The following is a 21,045-nucleotide window of genomic DNA, read 5'->3' on the forward strand; positions in this document are numbered from 1 at the left end:
GGAAGCAAGCTCCCAGTGATTCGCTCGACTTGCATGTATTAGGCACGCCGCCAGCGTTCGTCCTGAGCCAGGATCAAACTCTCCAATAAAGTTGAGTTGATTAGCTCAAAAATGTTACGTTGGCTTCGTTTCAAATGAAACGAATATTATTGTTTGTTGACGTTTTTGTTTGTTTAGTTTTCAAAGAACCATCTTACCGTGCCACTTAAGAGCGACTTTATTAATATATCATCCGCTAACTTAAAAGTCAACAACTTTTTTCAAGTTGTTTTTTTGTCAGCAGCGACGTTTATTAATATAACAAGATAATAATCGAATGTCAACAGTCTTTTCAAAAAAACATAGTTTACCCCTTTTTTTGTTCTTTCTTACCTCTGCGTATGTATTTAAAACACTCATTTGGTGAAGCGACTCTTCTAAATAAATCAAATAGAATTTTGTATCTTTCTTCCATTGCTCTTTTCACAATATGATCAATACGATCATCCCTTAAGTCAAAAAGAATTTCATCCATTTCTCTCTTTATTAAGTATTCTATTTCTTTTACTTCCTTCTCGTTGATTAAAAGCCCGTACATAGATAACCTCCAATAAATGGTATGTTATAGTAGTCTTTTCCATTTTGTTTACTTTTATAATAAAAATCTTTCATCATATTTTTAAAAATCACATCATATGTTTGAGACAAGGATAGCAGTGGACGAGGTGGAAGCGATGAATTTCTTTTTTATTGTTAATGGTAAAGCGTTAAAAAGTGTTGTATTAATTATGGTTGCCGCTTTCTTTACAGCTTGGTTTCTCTATATGGAGAACCTGACGCAAATCCCTGTATTCTCAACCAAGGATGGTCCAAAAGCCGTTTTCCGAGGTGAAAAAGATGTGGCCCTAACATTTAATATTGGCTGGGGCGACGTTAAAGCAGAGCCTATTTTGGATACGTTGAAAAAGGAAAATGTGAAGTCGGCCACATTCTTTTTATCCGGTTCCTGGGCGGAGCGACATCCGGATATTGTCAGCCGGATTGTCAAGGACGGCTATGAAATCGGCCTGCTTGGTTATAACTATGTAGACTATCAGGACGAAGAGGATGGAAAAATCAGCAAAGACATTTTAAAGGCCCAGGAGGTTTTTAAAAAGTTAAATGTAAAGGGGATTAAACTTCTAAGGGCTCCAACAGGACATTTTGATAAACGCACATTATCGATTGCGAAGCGTTACGGCTACACAGTCGTACATTGGCGTTTGGATTCAAAGGACTGGCAAAATCCAGGTGTAGCGAAGATTGTAGAAAATGTGGAGAATGCAGAAAAAGGTGATATTATTCTTCTGCATGCCTCCGATTCTGCCAAACAAACAGCAGAGGCTTTACCGCTAATTCTGCAGGACCTTAGGCAAAAAGGCCTAAAATTCGTAACCGTATCCGAAATGATTGCAAACGGAGATGTCCAATCTAAAGAAATAAAATAACCATAAAAAAACCGCCCGAAAAATTAAACGGACGGTTTTTTTGTTAATTTTTTACCTGCTTTATTTTTTCTACGATTATCGGTTGATTCGCTTATGCGTTGCTGACGTTCCTTTACTGACTTTGCATTTAATTTATGAAGAACCAGCAGTTGGTAGGCATTGCAGGCAAGTAACGCTGCCACCATTAAATAGAGCCAGCTTCTTTCATTTTCCTGAAGGGCTGGCATCCACTCCACAAGGGTAACAACAACCATAAAGAAAAGAGCAGGAACAAACGCCTCCCGGTTGGTTTGTTTCATTTTATACCAGGCAGCAATTAATCCTACAGCCAAAACAAAGACCGCCAACCCTACATAAGGAAGCAGCGAATCTCCCTCTTTTGCAAAATTGACATAGCGAAAATAAACTAAATCAAACAGGGCAAACAGTAGCAGAATGACCTGAACCCCATTCCAAAGGGTGACGGATTTAAATATACCTAATCCGAAGCGATGGACCGTTAAATAGGCAAAAAAGCCCATTTGGCTGATCAAGCTGAATAAAAAGCCCATGAAAAGCAGCCATACCGCTGTGGAAACGATGTCGATTATTTGAAAATCAATAAAATATGACTCAAATTCATTCCAGCGAACAATAAAACCTACAACAGCCGTCGTGATTCCTCCGACTAATAATGTGGTCATAAACAGTCTTACCCAGTTACGGCTTGTCACACTATAAACCCCCATAAAAAAATAATACATTCTGATTGTACCAAGCAAAATTTGAAAAATCCATAAAATGAGTGAACCGCGTATAATCTTTCGACATTTTCTTCATTATAAAATTAAGGATTCTTATGTGAAAGGAGCTTCAAAATGAGAGCAAAATTTACTGTGCTCCTCCTGCCTGTTTTTGTTTTTTTGACTAGCTGTTCCGGTAACAACGATCTTAGCGCCGGGTTGCAGCCTGATTATGATCAGACCAAAAAAATGGTCGTGGATATTTTAAAGACGGATGATGGAAAGAAAGCCATCCAAGATGTCATGTCCGATGACAAAATGAAGGAAAAACTGGTGATGGACCAAAATGTCGTGGCTCAGACGATTGAACAAACATTAACCTCTGATAAAGCAACAGAGTTTTGGAAAAAAACCTTTAGCGACGCGAAATTTGCTCAAGGCGTTGCCAAGAACATGCGGGCAGAAAATGAAAAACTACTTAAGGATTTAATGAATGACCCTGAATATAGAGCCATGATGATCGAAGTGTTCAAGGAACCGGAAATTCAAAAGCAAATGGCCGATGCCCTGAAAAGCAAGGAGTATCGTGAACAGCTTCAAAATGTAATAACCGAGACTATTGACAGCCCGCTTTATAAAGCAAAAATTCAGGAATTGCTCTTAAAAGCCGCTGAGCAGGCAAATACCAAAGAAACCTCAAAAGACAACAAAAGCGGCAGTGAGCAAGGTTCATAATTCCACTACCCAAAATAAAAACCTCCTCCAAACGGAAGAGGTTTTATTTTGGCTGCAGTTCTTTTTTACTACTCAAACCCCAGCAAAACTGCAGATCCGAAAAATTACTTTCCAAGCCGGTCCGCGACTTTTTCGGCAATTTCCAAATAAATTTTTCCTAACTGATGGTCTTCCTGATAGATGGACGGCGCAAAGTCTTCATCGTTCCAATCAGGCTGGTTAAGCGGCAGGCGTCCAAGCACTTCCGTATTTAACTCGTCGGCCAATTTATCTCCGCCGCCGCGACCAAACACATATTCCTTTTCACCTGTCAGCTTGCTTTCAAAATAGGCCATGTTCTCAATAACTCCAAGCACTTCATGATCGGTTTTCATCGCCATCGCACCTGCGCGGGCAGCTACAAAGGCAGCGGTTGGATGCGGGGTTGTAACGATAATTTCTTTACATGCCGGCAGCATGCTATGAACATCTAAGGCAACGTCGCCTGTTCCTGGCGGTAAGTCCAGGAGTAAATAATCTATGTCTCCCCACTCTACCTCATTGAAAAAGCTGTTGAGCATTTTTCCGAGCATTGGGCCGCGCCAGATAATTGGTGAATTATCCTCTACGAAAAATCCCATTGAAATTACTTGAACACCAAAACGCTCAACAGGAATAATCTTTTCGCCTCGGACAACCGGCCGATTCGTAATTCCCATCATATCCGGTACGCTGAAACCGTAAATGTCGGCATCGATAAGCCCGACCTTTTTACCTAAGCGCGCCAGAGCAACAGCGAGGTTAACAGATACCGTCGATTTTCCTACTCCGCCTTTTCCGCTGGCAATTGCGATAAAGGTAGTGGACTGGGAATTAAGGAGATTTTTTTCCTTTTCTGGTTCAGCGTGACGATGGGCAGCAAGCACCTCATCAGGAAGCTGGCTGAAGCGGATTCCTACTGTTGCGGCACCCGCTTCCTTCAACAAGTTCACAATTTGCGTTTGCAGCTGCAGCTGCTCACTCGTTCCTGTTCTAGCAATCGCTACCTTGACACTGACATGGCTTTTTTCTTCTTTAATTTTTATTTCTTCTACAGCATTTAATTCTGCTAAAGTTTTATGTAAAAATGGCTCTTTGAGGCTGCCAACAACCTCGCGGATTCTTGCTTCAGTTAACATTGAAAAACACCTCACCAATTGAATTCGTTTCCATCTAACAGTATATCATAACTATGGCAATATACAGTTAATTGAATCACACATTAAAACCACCGCCATAGGAATAACCTCAAATAAATGTAAACTCGCCGATTGGCGAGTCCGTTAGGACGGTTCATGAGGCGTAGTTGAATTTATGCGTTAAGAACGTGTGAAATTCGGGAAAATTTTATACGTTCTTATTAGCTAAAAAGAGAAGGTGTTAATTCCCGCCTTCCCTTAATCTGTTTCTTTTAATTCCTTTTCATTCGTGAAATATCTTATGATCCCTTTATATATAGAGGCTGCAACCTTCTCTTGATAGTCCTCCCGCTTTAATTTTGCCTTTTCAGCAGGATTGGAGAGAAAACCAACCTCGACCAGAACGCCCGGTTTTTTTGAATGTTTTAAAATATAAACCCCACCTATTGGCTTGGCTTTTCGATTAGTATTTTCTAAGTTTTCCCTGAGCTCCTCTTGAATAAACTTGGCCGCCCTGGCGTTTTCCTTAAAATGAGGGGCGTAAAAGGTTTGGGCGCCGCTCCATCTTGACGAAGGTATAGCATTTAAGTGAATGCTGACAAAGAAGTCATTATCCTCTTCATTAATCATCTTTAATCTGTTTTTCAGATCCTCCACTTTTCTCCTGCTGTAGCCTCTAGTATCAGCATCTGCCAAATCGGTATCGGTTTCTCTTGTCATCACAACAAGTGCACCCTGCTGCTGCAGATAATCTCTGACCTTTAAAGTGATGTTAAGAGCAATGTCTTTTTCAAGCGTCTCGCCCGTACCGGCCCCGCCATCCGGGCCGCCGTGGCCAGCATCAAGCAGAATAATTTTTCCGGAAAGCGGAAGACTCCAATCTTTCCAGGAATCATCCTCTGCAAAATCATACTGTAAAATTAAAAATAGTGCTAATAAGCCAACTGAAAAAAAAATGATTTTTATTCTTTTTGTTACCAACCAAATCATTCCTTCCCGCTCGTCCCTTGTTCAATAATTTATATGGGACAAGGCGGGACTTTAGAACAGGAATGAAGGCATTGAATTAATGAAGCCGAAGCTTATGGCGTCTTTGCCCTTTTTCATAGCCCTCTCTCCACCAGACATGGACATATTGTTCACAGTGATAATAGAGCGATTCACTCATGACGCCCTCTTCACCATTTCCCCAATAAAGGAGGAAATTAAATAACGTATCAATTAAATGCTTTTCTTCATTAAAGCAGCGCATTCTTACCTGTTCTATATTTTCCCCATGGTAGCCAAATTTGCTAAATTTAGCTCCCAATAGAAAAGCTTCAAGGGCAATATCATAACAGGCCTCTTCCACCCCAGAATTCATAATCAGGCTTGAGGCAATCTTGGTCGATCCAAAATATTGCCGCACTCTTTCTTTTAATGTATTAATGGATAGGTCCCGAAGCACGGACCGTTCGTATTTAATCTGCTTTTCACGTCTTTTTTCTTTAAAGGTTGTAATAACAGTCACTTCTTTTCACCTCTTAGGACTATTCTTCATCCTTCCTTACGAAGAAATGCAAAAGTCCCCGCCGTTTTCATTGCCAATTTTTATCCTAACTGGACAAATGGGCAAAACCTCTTCTTCCAAAATGCTATTCGCCCTTTTTAATGAAAAAAGTTCCTGTATTAGTTCAATTGCCGTCTCTAAAGTACCCCTTTATTTATAAAATACAGTACAAGCCATTGAAAGGAGGTGATTCTTAGATGCCCCCAAGTGGTTCTAACAGCAGCCCAAGCAATACTGATAGCTCAACAAACACACCTTTCCCTGCTGTTTGTGCTAACGATGTAGCCGTTCTTGATGTGAATCCTGGAAATGGACGTATTCAAGACGTTGACTTTGCCCCCAATACTATCGTTTTACAAGGTTGTACAATCACTACAACTGGAGCAAATGCAACTCCTTTGGCAGATGCCGTAAGATGCTTATCCCAAAATGGCTTCCGCTTTGTAGGAAGCGTTGGCAACAGAGCGATCTTCATTAGATGCTAATGAATGAAAACGATGGAAAACCAAGGGACTTTGCCCCTTGGTTTTCCTTGGTATTTTTCGGCGAATTATTTGACGCAGTTAAAACTCTTTTTCCAATGAAGTCAAATACAGTAGAAAGGAGTAACTTACTAATGGACCAAAAACGAGAATTACCAGTGTACATGTTATCCATTCATCGTTGGGATCTTCAGGAACTTTCGTTGCCTCTAAGACCCTACGGTGATCCAGTTCCCGGAAATTTATATATTGAGGATATGAAATTTTCAATTGCCACCCAATTCAGAGGAAACTATACAAAAAAACTCCCAAAAAGATCCTATTTCGTTCAATTGCTGCGTCCACAACTCCTTAATGGGGCCCGCGAGTTGCATCTCAACGCTGAATACAAGGACCCCTCCTCCATCCGTAATAAGCTTTCCCTCGATTTATTCCGGGTCTTTGGGGTTCTTTCACCCCGATCCCAGCATGTTCGTTTGTACCTGAATGGCCAATATGAGGGCGTCTACTTGCATTTGGAATCTGTCGATGATTTATTTTTTAAAAAAAGAGGCCTTCAAGTCGAGTCCATTTATTATGCGGTCAAGCCTGATGCCGATTTTTCACTCTACCGCTATAAATCCGAAGAATTGAAAGAGTCGCTTCTTCTCGGATACCAACGTAAATTGGGAACGACTTCTGATGATATCAAATTAATTGATTTTATCAATATAATTAATAACACTCCCCATGACAAATTTGAGGAAGTAATTTCGAGGCACCTCGATGTCGAAAAGTATCTCCGCTGGCTGGCTGTCGCCGTCTGTACCCAAAACTATGATGGTTTTAAAAAAAACTATGCCTTATACCGAAACCCAGAAACTAAATTATTTGAAATCCTCCCCTGGGACTATGATGGGACATTTGGCCGGGATTGGGATGCCGACATTATTAAACCTGATTCCTTATCCATCAATGGTAAAAATCATTTAACAAAGAAACTGTTGGAATGCCCTGCTTTTCGTAAGCAGTACCGGGCTTTGATGGAAGAACTTCTTGATACATTATTTACTCCTGACTATTTTGAACCAATCATCACTTCACTAACCGAATCTATCAGTCCATATCTTCTCTTTACAAATGAGGAACAGAGGGAAATTTTCGATGGGGAAAAAGATTTTATGCTCTGGTTTATAAAAAAGAGGAATGGATACTTAAGAAATTTAACATAAAACAGCTCCCCCCAATGCGGGGGTTTTATTATGTCTTACAGTTCCCCCTTTCGGATTTCAGCCAAAAGTCGTAGAAAAGTTCAAGCTTTTTTCTGACGGAAGATTTTCTAGAAATAGTTATGCTTAACACATCAAGAACAAAGGGGAGAAACCGTTATGGAAAATCAAGTGGTGATGATTACTGGAGCATCAAAGGGATTGGGGAGAGCATTAGCTTTGGCTTTTGCCGCAAATGGGGCAAGACTTGCAATCTGTGCAAGGTCAGCAGAAGCTCTATTCAAAGTAAAGGAGGAAGCTCAAAGGTTTGGGGCTGAGGTGCTGGCTATTACCGCTGATATATCCAAAGCGCGTGATTTGGAGCGGTTTGTTGCGCAGGCGGAGGTAGCCTACGGCCAGATTGATGTGCTGATTAATAATGCCTCCATGCTGGGGCCGAGTCCAATGCCACTCTTGCTCGATTACCCAGAAGATGATTTTGCGGAGGTACTTAGGGTAAATGCGGTTTCTACCTTTTCCGTAACAAGAAGAGTCCTCCCCGGAATGCTTCAGCGCAATATAGGCTCCATTATCAATGTGACCTCTGAAGCGGGCCATGTCGGCTACGCGGGGTGGGGAGCATACGGAATTTCCAAATTTGCGGTTGAAGGACTGACACAAACATGGGCAGATGAGTTAAGCGAAACAAATATCCGGGTCAATATGGTGGATCCAGGAGAAATGGATACCGACATGCATCGCTTGGCCGTTCCAGATTGCGATTACCCGCTGGCAAGGCCGGAGGATGTCGTGGACATATTTTTATACCTTGCTTCCGATAAGTCTGCAGGTATTACCGGCAAACGGTTTGAAGCACAGTCAGAGGAGGAATTGTAAATGCCTGCAAAAGCGTTGGATTTCTATCTTCCTAATGAATTAAATGCTTCCCATCCTCCTGAAAAACGCGGCTTAAGAAGAGATCATGTCCGGATGATGGTTCTTGACCGCAATACCGGCGGAATCAGGCATGACCATTTCTTCCGCCTTGCAGATTACCTCGAGTCCGGTGACCTCGTCATTTTAAATAACAGTCGGACGATACCTGCAATACTACAAGCTGAATGGTTGCGAAATACAGGGCAAATCTCACCAAGGGTGGAAATCCGGCTGGCGAGACGCCGAAACGAAGACTCATGGGAAGCTCTTATTGTTGCCAATCCCGTAAAAATTGGCGATGCACTTCAATTTTCACCTGAATTAACCGCAATGGTGATAGGTGAAAAAGCACATTCACCGTTAAAGATCATTCAGTTTTCAAAGAAAGGAACGGACTTATTTAATATCATCTATGCTCTTGGAGAGCCGATCCGCTACGAATATATTGAGTATCCTTGGGAACTGGACTACTACCAAACTGTGTTTGCGAGTCATCCAGGCTCAGTGGAGATGCCCTCGGCAGGAAGAGCATTCAGCTGGGAACTAATTTTTCAACTAAAACGCAAAAAGATTCAACTCGATTTTATTCAGCTGCATACGGGATTAAGCTATCTCCTTGACGAACAGTGGCACCAGACACCAGAAGAAAACGAGGAAGAATATCGCATTTCTAAAAAAACAATGGAGAGAATTCGGCAGACAAAAGCTTCCGGAAAAAGGGTCATCGCGGTTGGAACAACGGTTGTCCGCGCTCTCGAGACTGCCGCCCGAAACGATGCCCTTTCGGGTGTAACAAATCTCTATATTGACCAACAATTTCCTTTAAACATTGCCGATGGTATCATTACTGGTTTTCATGAGCCAAAAGCAAGCCACCTTGACATGCTTTCGGCCTTTATTTCGGAACAGCATTTGCTTCAAGCTTATGAGCAAGCGGTAGCCTGCGGTTATTTATGGCATGAGTTTGGCGATATGAACCTTATTATCTAATGGAGAGGATGGGTATGGCGTGCGATTTCACCATTATGCCTTGGAAGTGCACGAACTTGAGGAAGCCATTGCTTTTTATAAAAACTATTGTGGTTTTCAGGAAGAAGGCAGACTGTCATATATGGACGAAGAGATTGTGTTTCTTATATCTAAGAATTTCCGGCTTGAGTTAATTTTCGGGCCCCAGCAGAACGAAGGGACCACTCACCTTTGTTTTGAAGTAGACGACCTGCCCGATGTAATGAAAAAGTTGGATGACAGGACAAGGATTGAGGGTCCCTACAAGCTTCCGAATGGCTGGGAGACAGTGTTTTATGAGGGGCCAAATCAAGAAATTATTGAATTTTTACAGACTTTTTGAACATCTAATACGTTATAATGACAGGAGATAATGACGGTGGGGTGAGAATTCGATGTCTGCTGCGGCTGGGTACGAAGAAATCAGCATTTTAAAAGAAATCGCTGAGCTTTTAAACGAAGGAACAGATATAAGGGATATATTGTCCGGGGTATTGAAAAAACTCCTCCATGTAACGGGCTTGCAAACTGGCTGGATATTCTTAATGGACGAAAATGGTATGTATCAGCTCGCAGCTGATAAAGCCCTCCCGCCTGCTTTAGCCCAGGATGGAAAGCGGCGGATGTGCCAAGGCAAGTGCTGGTGTGTAAACAAGTACAATAACGGGCAACTGAATAAGGCCACAAATATTATGGAATGTAAACGAATTGAAGATGCCATCGAAGAAAATGCCGGAGAAACTTGCGGATTGACCCACCATGCAACCGTTCCACTAAGGGCAGGAGCAGAACGGTTCGGCATCTTAAATGTAGGCTCACCATATAAAACCCATTTCGAAAAAAATGAACTTGCCCTGCTTGAAGCAGTTGCCTATCAAATTGGAACGGCCTTAAAACGAATTAAATTAACCCAGAGGGAACAAGAAACGGCGCTTGTTGCAGAGCGGAACCGGCTGGCGAGGGATCTTCACGATTCTGTGAACCAGCTGTTATTTTCCCTCAGTCTTACCGCAAGAGCCGGTGAGGAAATGGCAAAAACAGATGATGTAAAGCAAACGTTCGGCTACATTCAGGATTTGGCCCAGGAAGCACTCGGTGAAATGCGGGCATTGATTTGGCAGTTGCGGCCGCATGGACTGGAAAATGGGATTGTCAGCGCCTTGAGAAGCTATGCTGAAATGCTGGGGTTGTCGATTGAAACTAAGGTAACAGGCGCCGCCAGCATTCCCGGTAGTGTTGAGGAAGCATTGTGGCGAATTGGTCAAGAGGCACTGGCCAATTGTAAAAAGCATGCCCAAGCAACTGCCGTCCAGTTATTTTTTCAGATGTCCAGCGATAAAGTTCTTTTGGTCATAAAGGATGGCGGCTGCGGCTTCCATTATGATGAAAATCTTGAAATTCCCTCATTAGGGTTAAAAAGTATGAAAACACGGACAGAAGCATTAAATGGAACCTTTCATTTAAAAAGCAAAACGGACAGCGGGACAGAAATCAAAATTGAAATTCCGTTGTAGGGGGAGAATTCAGTGAGTATACGGATACTAATCGCAGACGACCATCATGTTGTTAGACGGGGATTGGCTTTTTTCCTGCGGACGCAAAACGACCTTGATGTGATTGGGGAAGCGGCAAACGGAAAAGAAGCGGTTGAACTTGCGAAATCATTGAAGCCGGATCTTATTTTAATGGATTTGGTCATGCCGGAAATGGACGGAATTCAGGCAACAAGCATCATTAAAAAGGAACAGCCGGAAATCAAAATCATGATGTTGACTAGCTTTTCCGACCAGGACCATGTGATTCCCGCTCTGGAGGCAGGTGCATCAGGCTTCCAATTAAAGGACATTCAGCCAGATGAATTGGTAATGTCCATTAAAAGAATCATGAGCGGAGAAAACCAGCTTCATCCGAAAGCGACTTCGCATTTATTGGCTAATTTGTCCTCTAAAAATAAAACTGAACGGGATTTAATCGAGGAATTAACAAAAAGAGAGCTTGATGTATTAAAAGAAATTGCCAAGGGAAAAAGCAATAAAGAAATTGCGGCTGCTCTTTTTATTACCGAAAAGACAGTTAAAACTCATGTTTCAAACCTGCTTGCAAAGCTCGAACTCGCAGATCGGACACAGGCTGCTTTATATGCGGTCAGGAATCACTTAGTAGACTAAGGACGAATGTGGTGTAGAATCACATTCGTTTTTTATGGAAAAAAAGCCCCTAACCAAATCGGTTGGGAGCCCTTGAGTGTTTGCAAAATTAATATGTCAGTCCATGACCAAGTTTATAAACATTCCCATCTTTGTCTTTATAGGCATATTGGAGTCCTTCAGGCATATATTTGTCTTTGTCATAGCCCGGCACATCATTTCTGGATACGCAATCGCCACTTTCATCGACTGCAATAACTGCTTCGCTTGCTGGCAAGGTTAATGGCAGAACGCCAACTGGTTTGAAATTACCCGCAATTACCTCAAACTGTGCCTTATAGAACGTATCGTATCCTGCGATTAAAGCATCTGCCAAAGGCTCAACATTTCCAAGAATCCACGGCAGAACAAAATTAACAGTCATAATGACTTTTCCGCCTCGGATATGGACTTTATCAGCCACTTCCTTTAGATGATCGATATTGCTTAAAGTAGTTTCTTCATACGTTGAACCATCCAAAGCAGTTAGTGTTTTCTTCTCGCAAAGCTCAAGCTCTAAAAGACCCGGTGTCGCATTAAAATACGCTCCGGATTTTGGACTTAATAACAAAATAGCTATGTCGGCTTCCTCATAGTTATCAGTCAACGTAAACTGTACTAGTTCTTCGCATTCTTTCCTTGCTTGTTCCGTGTAAGTAGCTGCCCGCTCTGGTTCCTTATGGAAAGCTTCCACATAAACCTTTTTACCCTCAAGCTTGTCAGCAGTTAAAGGTAATGTCTGATTACTATTTTTTAGGACTGTTACTGACTTTTTATGAGCTTCGTAAGCAGCTTCCCAATGAGTTGGATTACTAATCACTTTAGTTGCATTTTCTGGTGAAACATATGTACGATCATCAAATAATCCTAAAGCAAACATTTCTGTAAGGAGCCGTACATTTGCTTCATCAATACGTTTTTCACTAATCCATCCATTTTGGATAGCTAATTTAAGGTTTTCAATATCATTTGTATCAGCAACAAGATCTGTACCAGCATTTACGGCTTTGGCAAATCGCTCAGCCTCAGTCTTATTTTCAACGCCCCAGCTCATCTTATTTGTAACGCCGCTGTCGCTATTGATATAGCCCTTGAATCCTAATTTTCCTCTTAGAATGTACTGCAAGAAATAATGATTAAAGGTAAAGCCAACTTCTTCGAACGGAATATCTTCACCCTCAAATTCTTGAACCACACTCTTTTTGATACTAGGGATGGAATAATAAGGCATGATCGATGATGTGCTATGCTCTACCGCTGTCCGGAATGGCGGCAGGTGATATTTTTCTAAGCTGCCTGGAGTTGGGTATAGATTCCACTTTCCTTCTTTATAATGTGGATCAAATCCATTTTCCCGTGCACCGCCGCCTGGAAAATGCTTAGTGGTCATCGCAATACTATGATTTCCTAATGTCTCTCCTTGAAATGCGTCAATAATGCGGCCAATCGCATCGGAAATAAACTCCGGGTCTTCACCAAACGTGCCATACGTCCGCTGCCATCTAGGGTCTGTGGCAGTATCAGCCATATACATATAGCCTTTTCTAATTCCCGTTGCATCCCACTCATCATGCGCGATGTGGGCAAATTGGCTAATCAACGAGGCATCCCCGCCATTTTTTATATCACCTTTAGCTGCGGCGGCTAGTCCTAACGTTCCTGGCCAAGTGGAAAAGATCCCGACTGCATCATTCATCCCAAAGATGGATTCCCCATTTTCATTTCTTGAATTCGATGTGATCAAACATGGAATACCAAGACGTGTACCCTCACATAATTCATTCATTTTATTAATCCAATCGGCCATTTCAGCCGGGCTCCAGTTGTCGCGCAGAATGAAGTGCCTTAAGTGCATATTTTCAAGAGTATGGGTTGTTCCATATATTTTCGAAGCAGCAAAGATATTTTCGCCTTTTTCAACAATCCCTTCATCCAATACACCATCATGACTGGTCTTACTCTTATCTTTTTGAGTAAGCCCCATCTGACGGGTATTAATCAGCATCATACCGACCTTTTCATCGAGATTCATCAATGACACTAGGTTTTCGGCACGTTCTTTCGGACTCAAACGCCAATCCTTATAAGGCTCTAATTTCCCACTATTATTTAAATCTTTAAATTTTAATCCATCGACTTCAATCAGATTCTTTACTCTAACTTCCAACTTCGGCTGCATATGCTCCAATTTGTTTACCTCCTAAACTAATTCACTTCTAATTATATACTAATTTGAAGCACGGGGACGCTTCTTATGCTTCCCTATTTTGAAATTTAGATAAAGGAGTAGGAAAAGAATTTTAAAACATTAAAAATGAATACAAAAAAGACCCCCAACCAATATGGTTGAGAGTCTTTGAACGTTCGCAAAAGATTAACGCTTTGAGAACTGAGGCGCACGACGAGCACCTTTAAGACCGTATTTCTTACGCTCTTTCATACGTGCATCGCGAGTTAATAGACCAGCGCGCTTTAATGTTGGACGGTACTCTGGGTCAGCTTGAAGTAATGCGCGAGCAATACCGTGGCGGATTGCGCCAGCTTGACCAGTGTAGCCGCCGCCGCTTACGTTTACAAGAACATCGTAGCTGCCAACAGTTTCAGTAGCTACTAATGGTTGTCTTACAACAACACGTAAAGCTTCGAATGGGATATAAGTGTCGATGTCACGATCGTTAATAACAATTTTACCTGTGCCTGGAACTAAGCGTACACGAGCAACTGAGCTCTTACGACGGCCAGTACCGATATATTGAACTTGTGCCAAGTTAATTCCCTCCTCTTAATTAACCGCGAAGTTCGTAAACTTCAGGTTGTTGTGCTTGGTGTTTATGTTCTGCACCAGCATAAACGTGTAATTTTTTGAACATTTGACGGCCAAGAGAATTCTTTGGAAGCATGCCTTTAATAGCTTGCTCAAGCATTTTCTCAGCATAGTTCGTACGCATTTCAAGAGCAGTTCTCTGCTTTAAACCGCCTGGGTGATTTGTGTGACGGTAGTAGATTTTGTCGTTTATTTTGTTACCAGTTAATTCAATCTTAGAAGCATTAAGAATGATGACATGATCACCAGTGTCAACATGTGGTGTATAAGTTGGCTTATGTTTACCACGTAGGATAGATGCTACTTCAGAAGCAAGACGTCCAAGAGTTTTGCCCTCAGCATCAACTACGTACCATTTGCGCTCGATATTGTTGGCATTTGCCATAAACGTTGTACGCATGAGTTTCCCTCCTATTAAATCGTAAAAATAATATTTTCGCACCTTCATTGGCTATTTCCGTTCGATTCTGTTCCGGGAATGAACAGGAAACGCCGACTTGTGCAGTCATTTTCAAAAGCTATATTTTCAATCACGATGAAGACTTTCCGGGGCTTTATCGTGGGATTAAAAACACACACATATAATATAATAAATACTTGAGGTGAAATTGTCAAGAAGATGTTACACCTGGATGGGTTGTTTTTAAATGAAAACTCGCCGATTGGCAAGTCCGTTAGGCCGGTTCATGAGGCGTAGTTGAATTTATGCGTTAAGGGAGTGTAAAATTTGGAAAAATTTTATACTCCCTTATTAGCTAAAAAGGGTTAATAAAACACTTCCCACAGGTACAACCCACGTGCTGGAGCGGTTTTTCCGGCAGCAGACCGGTCCTTCTTTTCCAAAATGGAAGGAATTTCTTCAGGCGACAGGTCACCAGATCCGACCGCCAACAAAGTCCCCACAAGAATCCGCACCATATTATATAAAAAACCATTGCCGACAAAGCGGATAGTCAAAAGATTGCCATCCAATAAAAAGTCAATCTCCTTAATTGTCCTGACCTTGTCCTGAACCTCCGTCTTAGCGGCGCAAAAGCTGGTAAAATCATGGGTTCCAAGCAAATACCTGCTTGCCTCGCGCATTGTCTCCAAGTTCAAAGCATAGGGATAGCGGTACACATAATTCCGCTGAAACGGATCCCTAAAACCGGATAATTGCAATTGATAACGGTATTCCTTTCCCGCAGCATCAAAACGTGCATGAAACGCGTTATCTGCCTTCTTAACAGATAAAACGGCCAAATCCTCTGGAAGCAAAGAATTAAAGGCAACTCCCCAGCGATCCTCAGGAATTGCCAGCGGTGAATCAAAATGAATCACCTGGCCCTTGGCATGGACCCCTGCATCCGTACGGCCGGAGGCAGTTACTTTAACAGAGACGCCCTTATGAATTTTCGCCAGGGCTGCTTCAAGCTCTGCCTGTACCGTCCGCCCCTTAGGCTGAACCTGATAACCGAAAAATTCGGTGCCATCATATGCAATAATCGCTTTATACCTCTGCATCAGTCTTTCTCCATTATGAACGTAATAAGACCAACAAAATCGTTAATACCACTAGTAAAACGATTTGTACGGTATCTGCCGCAGCCCAGCTTAACTGGCGGTATTTCGTCCGTCCTTCTCCGCCGCGATAGCCCCTAGCTTCCATGGCGACAGCCAGCTCCTCGGCACGCTTAAAGGAACTGACAAACAGCGGAATGAGAAGCGGGATAACAGCCTTGATCCGCTCCTTTAGAGGACCGCTCGCAAATTCCACACCGCGGGCAATTTGCGCTTTCATAATTTTGTCGGTTTCCTGCATCAGAGTTGGAATAAACCGTAATGAAATCGACATCATTAGTGCCATTTCATGAACAGGAAAACGGACTTTCTTTAAAGGATTTAATAATGTTTCTAATCCATCCGTTATCTCAATCGGAGTCGTCGTTAACGTCAACAAGGAGGTCATTAAAATCAAAAAGAAAAATCGCAAGGAAATAAAAATTCCCATCTTGAGGCCTTCTTCGTAGATCTTCACGGGCCCCCAGTGAAAAATAAGACTGCCTCCTTTAGTAAAAAACAATTGCAGAATAAAGGTAAACAGGACAAGCCATATGATCGGCTTCAGACCGCCATATAAAAACCGAATAGGAATTTTTGAAAATCCAAGCATTAAAAAAGTATATATACCAATAAGTGCATAAGTTACCCCATTGTTTGCCAAAAAGATTACGCAGACAAAGAAGAAAATAATAATCAGTTTGGAACGAGGGTCCATTTTATGAATAACAGAATCAGCCGGTACATAGCGTCCAAAAATCATTTTTTCCATCATGAGCGGACACCTCTCTTTAAACGTTCTGAAACGGCAGCCGATAGCTCTTCAATGGAAAGGTAGATTTTATCCAGCTTACTGCCTAATTTTTCTTCAAGCTTGAGCTGAAAACGAACGACCTCAGGTACATCCAATCCCATTTGAATTAATTCAGCGGTCTCTGAGAAAATCTCTTCCGGAGTGCCCTTTTTGGCGACCCTGCCCTGCTGCATAATGACGATTTGGTCAGCATACCTTGCCGCGTCCTCCATACTGTGAGTGACAAGAATAGTCGAGAGGCCCCTCTCCTTATGAAGCGAGTAGAACATATCCATAATCTCTTTTCGGCCGCGCGGGTCCAGACCAGCGGTAGGCTCGTCCAAAACGATGACATCAGGACCCATTGCCAATACACCGGCAATTGCAACCCGTCGCATTTGTCCGCCGGAGAGATCGAATGGTGATTTTTCTAAGATTTCCTCACCGAGTCCAACCTGTTTTAAAGCAACTCGTGCCCGCCTTTTTGCCTCTGATTCGGAAACACCAAAATTCATCGGGCCAAAAATAATATCCTTTTCCACTGTTTCCTCAAATAATTGATGTTCAGGGAATTGGAATACAATTCCGACCTTTTGCCGGACTGCCTTTAAATTTTTATTTTTTTGATGAGCCTTTATTTCCTGGCTGCCAATTAGCACTGTTCCTTCTGTCGGCTGCAAAAGAGCATTTAAATGCTGCAAAACAGTGGATTTACCTGAGCCGGTATGGCCGATTAAAGCGAGATAAGTTCCGGATGGAATATCAATCGAAACATCGGAAATAGCAAGTCTTTCAAATGGGGTATTAGCTTGATAACGGTACTCTACAGATTTAAGCGAGATGTCCATAACTCTGTCACCAACTCTTCTTCCGATAAATAATTCTTTGTAAACGTAAGACCCATTTGACGAAATGCCTTTGTCATTTTCACTGAGAATGGAATATCTAACCCCAGTTCAATTAATTCCTCATCAAGTGAGAAGATTTCTTCAGGAGTGCCCTCCCGGTAAACCTCTCCTTTATTCATCACAATAATTCGGTCCGCTTTCGCCGCCTCATCTAAATCATGAGTAATCGAGATAACCGTCAACTGTTTTTCCGCCTTTAAATCTCTGACCGTTGCTAATACCTCTTCTCTTCCTCTAGGGTCCAGCATAGATGTTGCTTCGTCTAAAATAATGATTGCCGGTCGTAATGCCAGAACACCCGCAATCGCGACACGCTGCTTTTGACCGCCCGAGAGATGGTGGGGCTCTTGATATAGAAATTGATCCATCTTTACCTTTTTTAAGGCATCCTCAACACGATGAACCATTTCAATCCGTGGTACCCCCATATTTTCTAAACCAAAAGCCACATCATCTTGGACTGTGGTTCCGACGAATTGATTATCTGGATTTTGAAAAACCATTCCCAGTTGTTTTCGGATATCCCAGATTGTCTCTTCATTCAGAGGTAAGCCGCAAACGGTTATTTCACCGGACTTAGGAAACTGTAGCCCATTAAGAAGCTTGGCCATCGTAGACTTACCGGAACCATTATGACCGACGATTGCCAGCCATTCACCTTCAAAAATATCAAATGTAACATTATTTAAAGCATACCGTTCCTGATCATCATATTGAAATGAAACTTCCTTCAGCGATACGATTGACTTTTTCATCCTGCTTCCCCCCTCGCCTCAACTCTTCTCAATCTATTATAAAAAACCTATATATACAAAAAAAGCCTGCACCTCATCCCCAGGCAGGAACGATTTTCAACTGCCTTTACAAGACATTTCCATAAAGGAAATAGGAGGAGGTGCATGAGCTAGACGAGTCGTAAAAAAGATCACTTAGAGTTAATCTTTCCGGAAGCAAATGGATCTTGCTTATTTCGCTCCAACTAGTGGAGTCACGCTCATCGTAACGCTCTTTTTGGCTTGGTTCGTACGTATATACTTGTTTTTACAGAAAAAGGGCAAGAACAAGTTTGTTCTTAAACTGTCCAATACCCTTGTTGTCTGTTAGATAATATTAAACTAACTCGATAATAACCATTGGTGCACCATCACCGCGGCGTGGTCCAAGTTTCATAATGCGGGTATAGCCGCCTTGGCGCTCTTGGTAACGTGGAGCAATGTCAGTGAAAAGCTTTTGTAATGCATCTGTACCTGTTTCAACATTTGCTACTTCGTTACGAACGAATGCAGCAGCTTGACGACGGGCATGTAGGTCACCGCGTTTGCCAAGAGTGATCATTTTCTCAACAGTTGAGCGAAGTTCTTTCGCGCGAGTTTCAGTTGTTTCAATGCGCTCGTTGATGATTAAATCTGTTGTTAAATCACGAAGCATAGCTTTACGCTGTGCGCTTGTGCGTCCTAACTTTCTGTATGCCATGAAGGGTTCCCTCCTTTTTGAAGTCGTTGAACGGATTTAGACTAGTCGTCTTTACGTAAGCCTAATCCAAGCTCTTCTAGTTTTGCCTTCACTTCTTCAAGTGATTTGCGGCCTAAGTTACGTACCTTCATCATATCTTCTTCAGTCTTATTCGCTAATTCCTGAACAGTGTTGATGCCAGCACGCTTTAAGCAATTATAAGAACGAACGGATAGATCGAGTTCTTCAATGGTCATTTCAAGAACTTTTTCTTTCTGATCTTCTTCTTTTTCAATCATGATTTCAGCATTTTGTGCTTCATCAGTAAGACCAACAAAGATATTTAAATGCTCAGTCAAAATTTTCGAACCAAGAGCAATCGCTTCTTTTGGCCCAGTGCTTCCATCTGTCCAAACATCAAGCGTTAGCTTGTCATAGTTTGATAATTGACCTACACGGGTGTTTTCTACCTGATAAGAAACACGAGCAACAGGAGTGTAAATGGAATCAATCGGAATGACACCAATCGGCTGATCCTCTCTTTTGTTTTGGTCAGCAGGCGTATATCCGCGGCCGCGTTTAGCAGTTAAACGCATATGAAGATGTCCATTTGCAGATAATGTTGCAATATGAAGGTCTGGATTTAAAATCTCCACATCACTGTCATGCGTAATGTTGCCAGCAGTAACAGGCCCTTCACCTTGAACATCAATTTCAAGTGTTTTTTCTTCATCAGAATAGATTTTTAAAGCTAATTTTTTAATGTTTAAAATGATGGATGTTACATCCTCTACGACGCCTTCAATTGTTGAGAACTCATGAAGTACCCCATCGACCTGAATCGAAGTAACAGCGGCACCTGGGAGTGAAGATAATAGGATACGACGTAAGGAGTTACCCAAAGTGGTACCATATCCACGCTCAAGTGGCTCTACGACGAATTTGCCGTATTTGGCATTTTCGCTGATCTCAACCGTTTCGATTTTTGGTTTTTCTATTTCGATCATCCAATAACCCTCCTTCAAAACGTCGAAACCTCGATTAGAGTTCTAATCGAAATTCCCCCATGTATACGTTCCCGTTTTGTGCACAACAACTGGAATAAAATTTCTGTATAAAAGGCAATAAATTCATATCATATCCCATTATAGACAGATGATATAAATTCTATACAGAAAAATTACACACGACGGCGTTTTGGCGGACGGCATCCGTTATGTGGAACAGGAGTAACGTCTTTAATTGCCGTAACTTCAAGACCAGCAGCTTGAAGAGCACGAATTGCTGCTTCACGGCCTGCACCAGGGCCTTTAACTGTTACCTCTAAAGTTTTCATACCATGTTCCATTGATGTTTTTGCTGCAGTTTCAGCTGCCATTTGCGCTGCGAATGGAGTAGATTTACGAGAACCTTTAAATCCAAGCGCACCTGCACTAGACCAAGAAATTGCATTTCCATGAACATCAGTGATGGTTACGATCGTATTGTTAAATGTTGAGCGGATATGAGCAACACCAGCTTCAATATTCTTTTTAACACGACGCTTACGTGTATTAGTTTTACGAGCCATTTAATTTAACCTCCTTTGCCGATTACTTCTTCTTGTTCGCAACAGTCTTACGAGGACCTTTGCGTGTACGGGCGTTGTTTTTCGTATTTTGTCCACGAACCGGTAAGCCGCGACGATGACGCAATCCGCGGTAGCAGCCAATTTCCATTAGACGCTTAATGTTAAGTGAAATTTCACGGCGAAGGTCACCTTCAACCTTTAGCTTGTCAACGATATCACGGATTTTGTTTAATTCATCTTCTGTTAAATCACGTACACGAGTATCTTCAGAAACAGCAGCTTCTGCTAAGATTTTTTGTGCAGTTTTTTTGCCAATACCATAAATGTAAGTTAAAGAGATAACTACACGTTTTTCACGTGGAATATCTACACCAGCAATACGTGCCATATATGTGCACCTCCTTGTCGATTAACCTTGTTTTTGTTTATGTTTAGGGTTTTCACAGATAACCATTACTTTGCCGCGTCTGCGGATAACTTTGCACTTTTCGCAGATCGGTTTAACAGATGGTCTTACTTTCATTATCCTAA

Annotated in this window: 25 protein-coding genes and 1 rRNA gene; 8 read left to right on the forward strand and 18 right to left on the reverse strand. The window is 42.0% G+C overall.

Annotation, left to right across the window (positions count from 1 at the left end; all coding sequences use genetic code 11):
• Both KHA99_RS29395 and KHA99_RS29400 read right to left on the reverse strand, forming a co-directional pair.
• A 16S ribosomal RNA gene (locus KHA99_RS29395) occupies positions 1–89 on the reverse strand; the annotation flags it as partial.
• Between the two features lie 257 nt (positions 90–346).
• Positions 347–577: a hypothetical protein gene (locus tag KHA99_RS29400; RefSeq protein WP_213121046.1), complete on the reverse strand. Its 231-nt coding sequence runs from the start codon at positions 575–577 to the stop codon at positions 347–349.
• Between the two features lie 136 nt (positions 578–713).
• On the opposite strand from KHA99_RS29400, the gene pdaB reads away from it, so the two are divergent.
• Positions 714–1,466, forward strand: a complete 753-nt coding sequence (gene pdaB, locus KHA99_RS29405) for a polysaccharide deacetylase family sporulation protein PdaB (RefSeq protein WP_213121047.1) — start codon at positions 714–716, stop codon at positions 1,464–1,466.
• Positions 1,467–1,489: 23 nt separating this feature from the next.
• On the opposite strand, the gene KHA99_RS29410 is transcribed toward pdaB, so the two are convergent.
• The gene (locus KHA99_RS29410) at positions 1,490–2,179 is read right to left on the reverse strand and encodes a KinB-signaling pathway activation protein (RefSeq protein WP_213121048.1); all 690 of its coding nucleotides are present in this window, start codon (positions 2,177–2,179) and stop codon (positions 1,490–1,492) included.
• Between the two features lie 144 nt (positions 2,180–2,323).
• On the opposite strand from KHA99_RS29410, the gene gerD reads away from it, so the two are divergent.
• Positions 2,324–2,923 (forward strand): spore germination lipoprotein GerD, encoded by a 600-nt coding sequence (gene gerD, locus KHA99_RS29415; protein WP_213121049.1) that lies wholly within the window; start codon positions 2,324–2,326, stop codon positions 2,921–2,923.
• Positions 2,924–3,027: 104 nt separating this feature from the next.
• Here gerD and salA read toward each other — a convergent pair whose 3' ends face one another.
• The 3 genes from salA to KHA99_RS29430 all read right to left on the reverse strand — a co-directional run bounded on the left by salA (position 3,028) and on the right by KHA99_RS29430 (position 5,590).
• On the reverse strand, positions 3,028–4,080 hold the full coding sequence (salA, locus tag KHA99_RS29420; RefSeq protein ID WP_213121050.1) for an iron-sulfur carrier protein/transcriptional regulator SalA: 1,053 nt from the start codon (positions 4,078–4,080) through the stop codon (positions 3,028–3,030).
• Between the two features lie 258 nt (positions 4,081–4,338).
• Positions 4,339–5,070, reverse strand: a complete 732-nt coding sequence (cwlD, locus tag KHA99_RS29425) for an N-acetylmuramoyl-L-alanine amidase CwlD (protein ID WP_213121051.1) — start codon at positions 5,068–5,070, stop codon at positions 4,339–4,341.
• Between the two features lie 76 nt (positions 5,071–5,146).
• Complete coding sequence (locus KHA99_RS29430) at positions 5,147–5,590, reverse strand: YbaK family protein (protein WP_213121052.1); 444 nt, start codon at positions 5,588–5,590, stop codon at positions 5,147–5,149.
• Positions 5,591–6,245: 655 nt separating this feature from the next.
• On the opposite strand from KHA99_RS29430, the gene KHA99_RS29435 reads away from it, so the two are divergent.
• From KHA99_RS29435 to KHA99_RS29460, 6 genes are all read left to right on the forward strand, one after another.
• On the forward strand, positions 6,246–7,322 hold the full coding sequence (locus tag KHA99_RS29435; protein ID WP_213121053.1) for a CotH kinase family protein: 1,077 nt from the start codon (positions 6,246–6,248) through the stop codon (positions 7,320–7,322).
• A gap of 156 nt (positions 7,323–7,478) precedes the next feature.
• A complete protein-coding gene (locus tag KHA99_RS29440; RefSeq protein ID WP_213121054.1) occupies positions 7,479–8,195 on the forward strand; it encodes an SDR family NAD(P)-dependent oxidoreductase in 717 nt (238 codons plus the stop codon).
• Positions 8,196–9,224, forward strand: coding sequence for an S-adenosylmethionine:tRNA ribosyltransferase-isomerase (locus tag KHA99_RS29445; protein ID WP_213121055.1), 1,029 nt, complete (start codon positions 8,196–8,198; stop codon positions 9,222–9,224). It begins immediately after the preceding gene.
• A gap of 19 nt (positions 9,225–9,243) precedes the next feature.
• Complete coding sequence (locus KHA99_RS29450; RefSeq protein WP_213121056.1) at positions 9,244–9,585, forward strand: VOC family protein; 342 nt, start codon at positions 9,244–9,246, stop codon at positions 9,583–9,585.
• 52 nt (positions 9,586–9,637) lie between these two features.
• Complete coding sequence (locus tag KHA99_RS29455; RefSeq protein WP_213121057.1) at positions 9,638–10,756, forward strand: GAF domain-containing sensor histidine kinase; 1,119 nt, start codon at positions 9,638–9,640, stop codon at positions 10,754–10,756.
• A gap of 12 nt (positions 10,757–10,768) precedes the next feature.
• On the forward strand, positions 10,769–11,410 hold the full coding sequence (locus KHA99_RS29460; RefSeq protein WP_284036754.1) for a response regulator: 642 nt from the start codon (positions 10,769–10,771) through the stop codon (positions 11,408–11,410).
• Between the two features lie 88 nt (positions 11,411–11,498).
• Here KHA99_RS29460 and KHA99_RS29465 read toward each other — a convergent pair whose 3' ends face one another.
• The 12 genes from KHA99_RS29465 to rpmJ form a co-directional block, all read right to left on the reverse strand.
• Positions 11,499–13,607 (reverse strand): glycoside hydrolase family 3 protein, encoded by a 2,109-nt coding sequence (locus KHA99_RS29465; protein WP_213121115.1) that lies wholly within the window; start codon positions 13,605–13,607, stop codon positions 11,499–11,501.
• A 195-nt stretch (positions 13,608–13,802) separates the two neighbouring features.
• Positions 13,803–14,195, reverse strand: a complete 393-nt coding sequence (gene rpsI / locus KHA99_RS29470; RefSeq protein ID WP_127484434.1) for a 30S ribosomal protein S9 — start codon at positions 14,193–14,195, stop codon at positions 13,803–13,805.
• Between the two features lie 19 nt (positions 14,196–14,214).
• Positions 14,215–14,652, reverse strand: coding sequence for a 50S ribosomal protein L13 (rplM, locus tag KHA99_RS29475; RefSeq protein WP_213121058.1), 438 nt, complete (start codon positions 14,650–14,652; stop codon positions 14,215–14,217).
• 365 nt (positions 14,653–15,017) lie between these two features.
• On the reverse strand, positions 15,018–15,755 hold the full coding sequence (gene truA / locus KHA99_RS29480; RefSeq protein ID WP_213121059.1) for a tRNA pseudouridine(38-40) synthase TruA: 738 nt from the start codon (positions 15,753–15,755) through the stop codon (positions 15,018–15,020).
• 13 nt (positions 15,756–15,768) lie between these two features.
• Positions 15,769–16,566 carry an energy-coupling factor transporter transmembrane component T family protein gene (locus tag KHA99_RS29485; RefSeq protein ID WP_213121060.1) on the reverse strand — a complete coding sequence of 266 codons (798 nt, stop codon included), beginning with the start codon at positions 16,564–16,566 and terminating at the stop codon, positions 15,769–15,771.
• A complete protein-coding gene (locus KHA99_RS29490; RefSeq protein ID WP_213121061.1) occupies positions 16,563–17,432 on the reverse strand; it encodes an energy-coupling factor ABC transporter ATP-binding protein in 870 nt (289 codons plus the stop codon). The genes KHA99_RS29485 and KHA99_RS29490 overlap by 4 nt, the downstream gene beginning before the upstream one ends.
• Positions 17,408–18,247 (reverse strand): energy-coupling factor ABC transporter ATP-binding protein, encoded by an 840-nt coding sequence (locus KHA99_RS29495; protein WP_213121062.1) that lies wholly within the window; start codon positions 18,245–18,247, stop codon positions 17,408–17,410. The genes KHA99_RS29490 and KHA99_RS29495 overlap by 25 nt, the downstream gene beginning before the upstream one ends.
• 355 nt (positions 18,248–18,602) lie before the next feature.
• The gene (gene rplQ, locus KHA99_RS29500; RefSeq protein ID WP_213121063.1) at positions 18,603–18,965 is read right to left on the reverse strand and encodes a 50S ribosomal protein L17; all 363 of its coding nucleotides are present in this window, start codon (positions 18,963–18,965) and stop codon (positions 18,603–18,605) included.
• A 41-nt stretch (positions 18,966–19,006) separates the two neighbouring features.
• Positions 19,007–19,951, reverse strand: coding sequence for a DNA-directed RNA polymerase subunit alpha (locus KHA99_RS29505; RefSeq protein ID WP_213121064.1), 945 nt, complete (start codon positions 19,949–19,951; stop codon positions 19,007–19,009).
• Between the two features lie 173 nt (positions 19,952–20,124).
• Positions 20,125–20,514 carry a 30S ribosomal protein S11 gene (gene rpsK / locus KHA99_RS29510; protein ID WP_046524788.1) on the reverse strand — a complete coding sequence of 130 codons (390 nt, stop codon included), beginning with the start codon at positions 20,512–20,514 and terminating at the stop codon, positions 20,125–20,127.
• Between the two features lie 22 nt (positions 20,515–20,536).
• Positions 20,537–20,902 (reverse strand): 30S ribosomal protein S13, encoded by a 366-nt coding sequence (gene rpsM, locus KHA99_RS29515; RefSeq protein ID WP_213121065.1) that lies wholly within the window; start codon positions 20,900–20,902, stop codon positions 20,537–20,539.
• Between the two features lie 21 nt (positions 20,903–20,923).
• Entirely contained in the window at positions 20,924–21,037 is a 114-nt protein-coding gene (gene rpmJ, locus KHA99_RS29520) for a 50S ribosomal protein L36 (protein ID WP_000868344.1), read from the reverse strand.
• Positions 21,038–21,045 lie beyond the last annotated feature (8 nt).

The sequence above is a fragment of the Neobacillus rhizophilus genome (genome assembly GCF_018343535.1).
Lineage (GTDB): Bacteria > Bacillota > Bacilli > Bacillales > Cytobacillaceae > Neobacillus > Neobacillus rhizophilus.

Excerpts from the sequence above, each read along its gene's own strand:
- KHA99_RS29400 (WP_213121046.1), bottom strand. The coding sequence starts at position 577 with ATGTACGGGCTTTTAATCAACGAGAAGGAAGTAAAAGAAATAGAATAC.
- pdaB (WP_213121047.1), top strand. The coding sequence starts at position 714 with ATGAATTTCTTTTTTATTGTTAATGGTAAAGCGTTAAAAAGTGTTGTA.
- gerD (WP_213121049.1), top strand. The coding sequence starts at position 2,324 with ATGAGAGCAAAATTTACTGTGCTCCTCCTGCCTGTTTTTGTTTTTTTG.
- salA (WP_213121050.1), bottom strand. The coding sequence starts at position 4,080 with ATGTTAACTGAAGCAAGAATCCGCGAGGTTGTTGGCAGCCTCAAAGAG.
- cwlD (WP_213121051.1), bottom strand. The coding sequence starts at position 5,070 with ATGATTTGGTTGGTAACAAAAAGAATAAAAATCATTTTTTTTTCAGTT.
- KHA99_RS29435 (WP_213121053.1), top strand. The coding sequence starts at position 6,246 with ATGGACCAAAAACGAGAATTACCAGTGTACATGTTATCCATTCATCGT.
- KHA99_RS29440 (WP_213121054.1), top strand. The coding sequence starts at position 7,479 with ATGGAAAATCAAGTGGTGATGATTACTGGAGCATCAAAGGGATTGGGG.
- KHA99_RS29445 (WP_213121055.1), top strand. The coding sequence starts at position 8,196 with ATGCCTGCAAAAGCGTTGGATTTCTATCTTCCTAATGAATTAAATGCT.
- KHA99_RS29455 (WP_213121057.1), top strand. The coding sequence starts at position 9,638 with ATGTCTGCTGCGGCTGGGTACGAAGAAATCAGCATTTTAAAAGAAATC.
- KHA99_RS29465 (WP_213121115.1), bottom strand. The coding sequence starts at position 13,607 with ATGCAGCCGAAGTTGGAAGTTAGAGTAAAGAATCTGATTGAAGTCGAT.
- rplM (WP_213121058.1), bottom strand. The coding sequence starts at position 14,652 with ATGCGTACAACGTTTATGGCAAATGCCAACAATATCGAGCGCAAATGG.
- truA (WP_213121059.1), bottom strand. The coding sequence starts at position 15,755 with ATGCAGAGGTATAAAGCGATTATTGCATATGATGGCACCGAATTTTTC.
- KHA99_RS29485 (WP_213121060.1), bottom strand. The coding sequence starts at position 16,566 with ATGATGGAAAAAATGATTTTTGGACGCTATGTACCGGCTGATTCTGTT.
- KHA99_RS29490 (WP_213121061.1), bottom strand. The coding sequence starts at position 17,432 with ATGGACATCTCGCTTAAATCTGTAGAGTACCGTTATCAAGCTAATACC.
- KHA99_RS29495 (WP_213121062.1), bottom strand. The coding sequence starts at position 18,247 with ATGAAAAAGTCAATCGTATCGCTGAAGGAAGTTTCATTTCAATATGAT.
- rplQ (WP_213121063.1), bottom strand. The coding sequence starts at position 18,965 with ATGGCATACAGAAAGTTAGGACGCACAAGCGCACAGCGTAAAGCTATG.
- KHA99_RS29505 (WP_213121064.1), bottom strand. The coding sequence starts at position 19,951 with ATGATCGAAATAGAAAAACCAAAAATCGAAACGGTTGAGATCAGCGAA.
- rpsK (WP_046524788.1), bottom strand. The coding sequence starts at position 20,514 with ATGGCTCGTAAAACTAATACACGTAAGCGTCGTGTTAAAAAGAATATT.
- rpsM (WP_213121065.1), bottom strand. The coding sequence starts at position 20,902 with ATGGCACGTATTGCTGGTGTAGATATTCCACGTGAAAAACGTGTAGTT.
- rpmJ (WP_000868344.1), bottom strand. The coding sequence starts at position 21,037 with ATGAAAGTAAGACCATCTGTTAAACCGATCTGCGAAAAGTGCAAAGTT.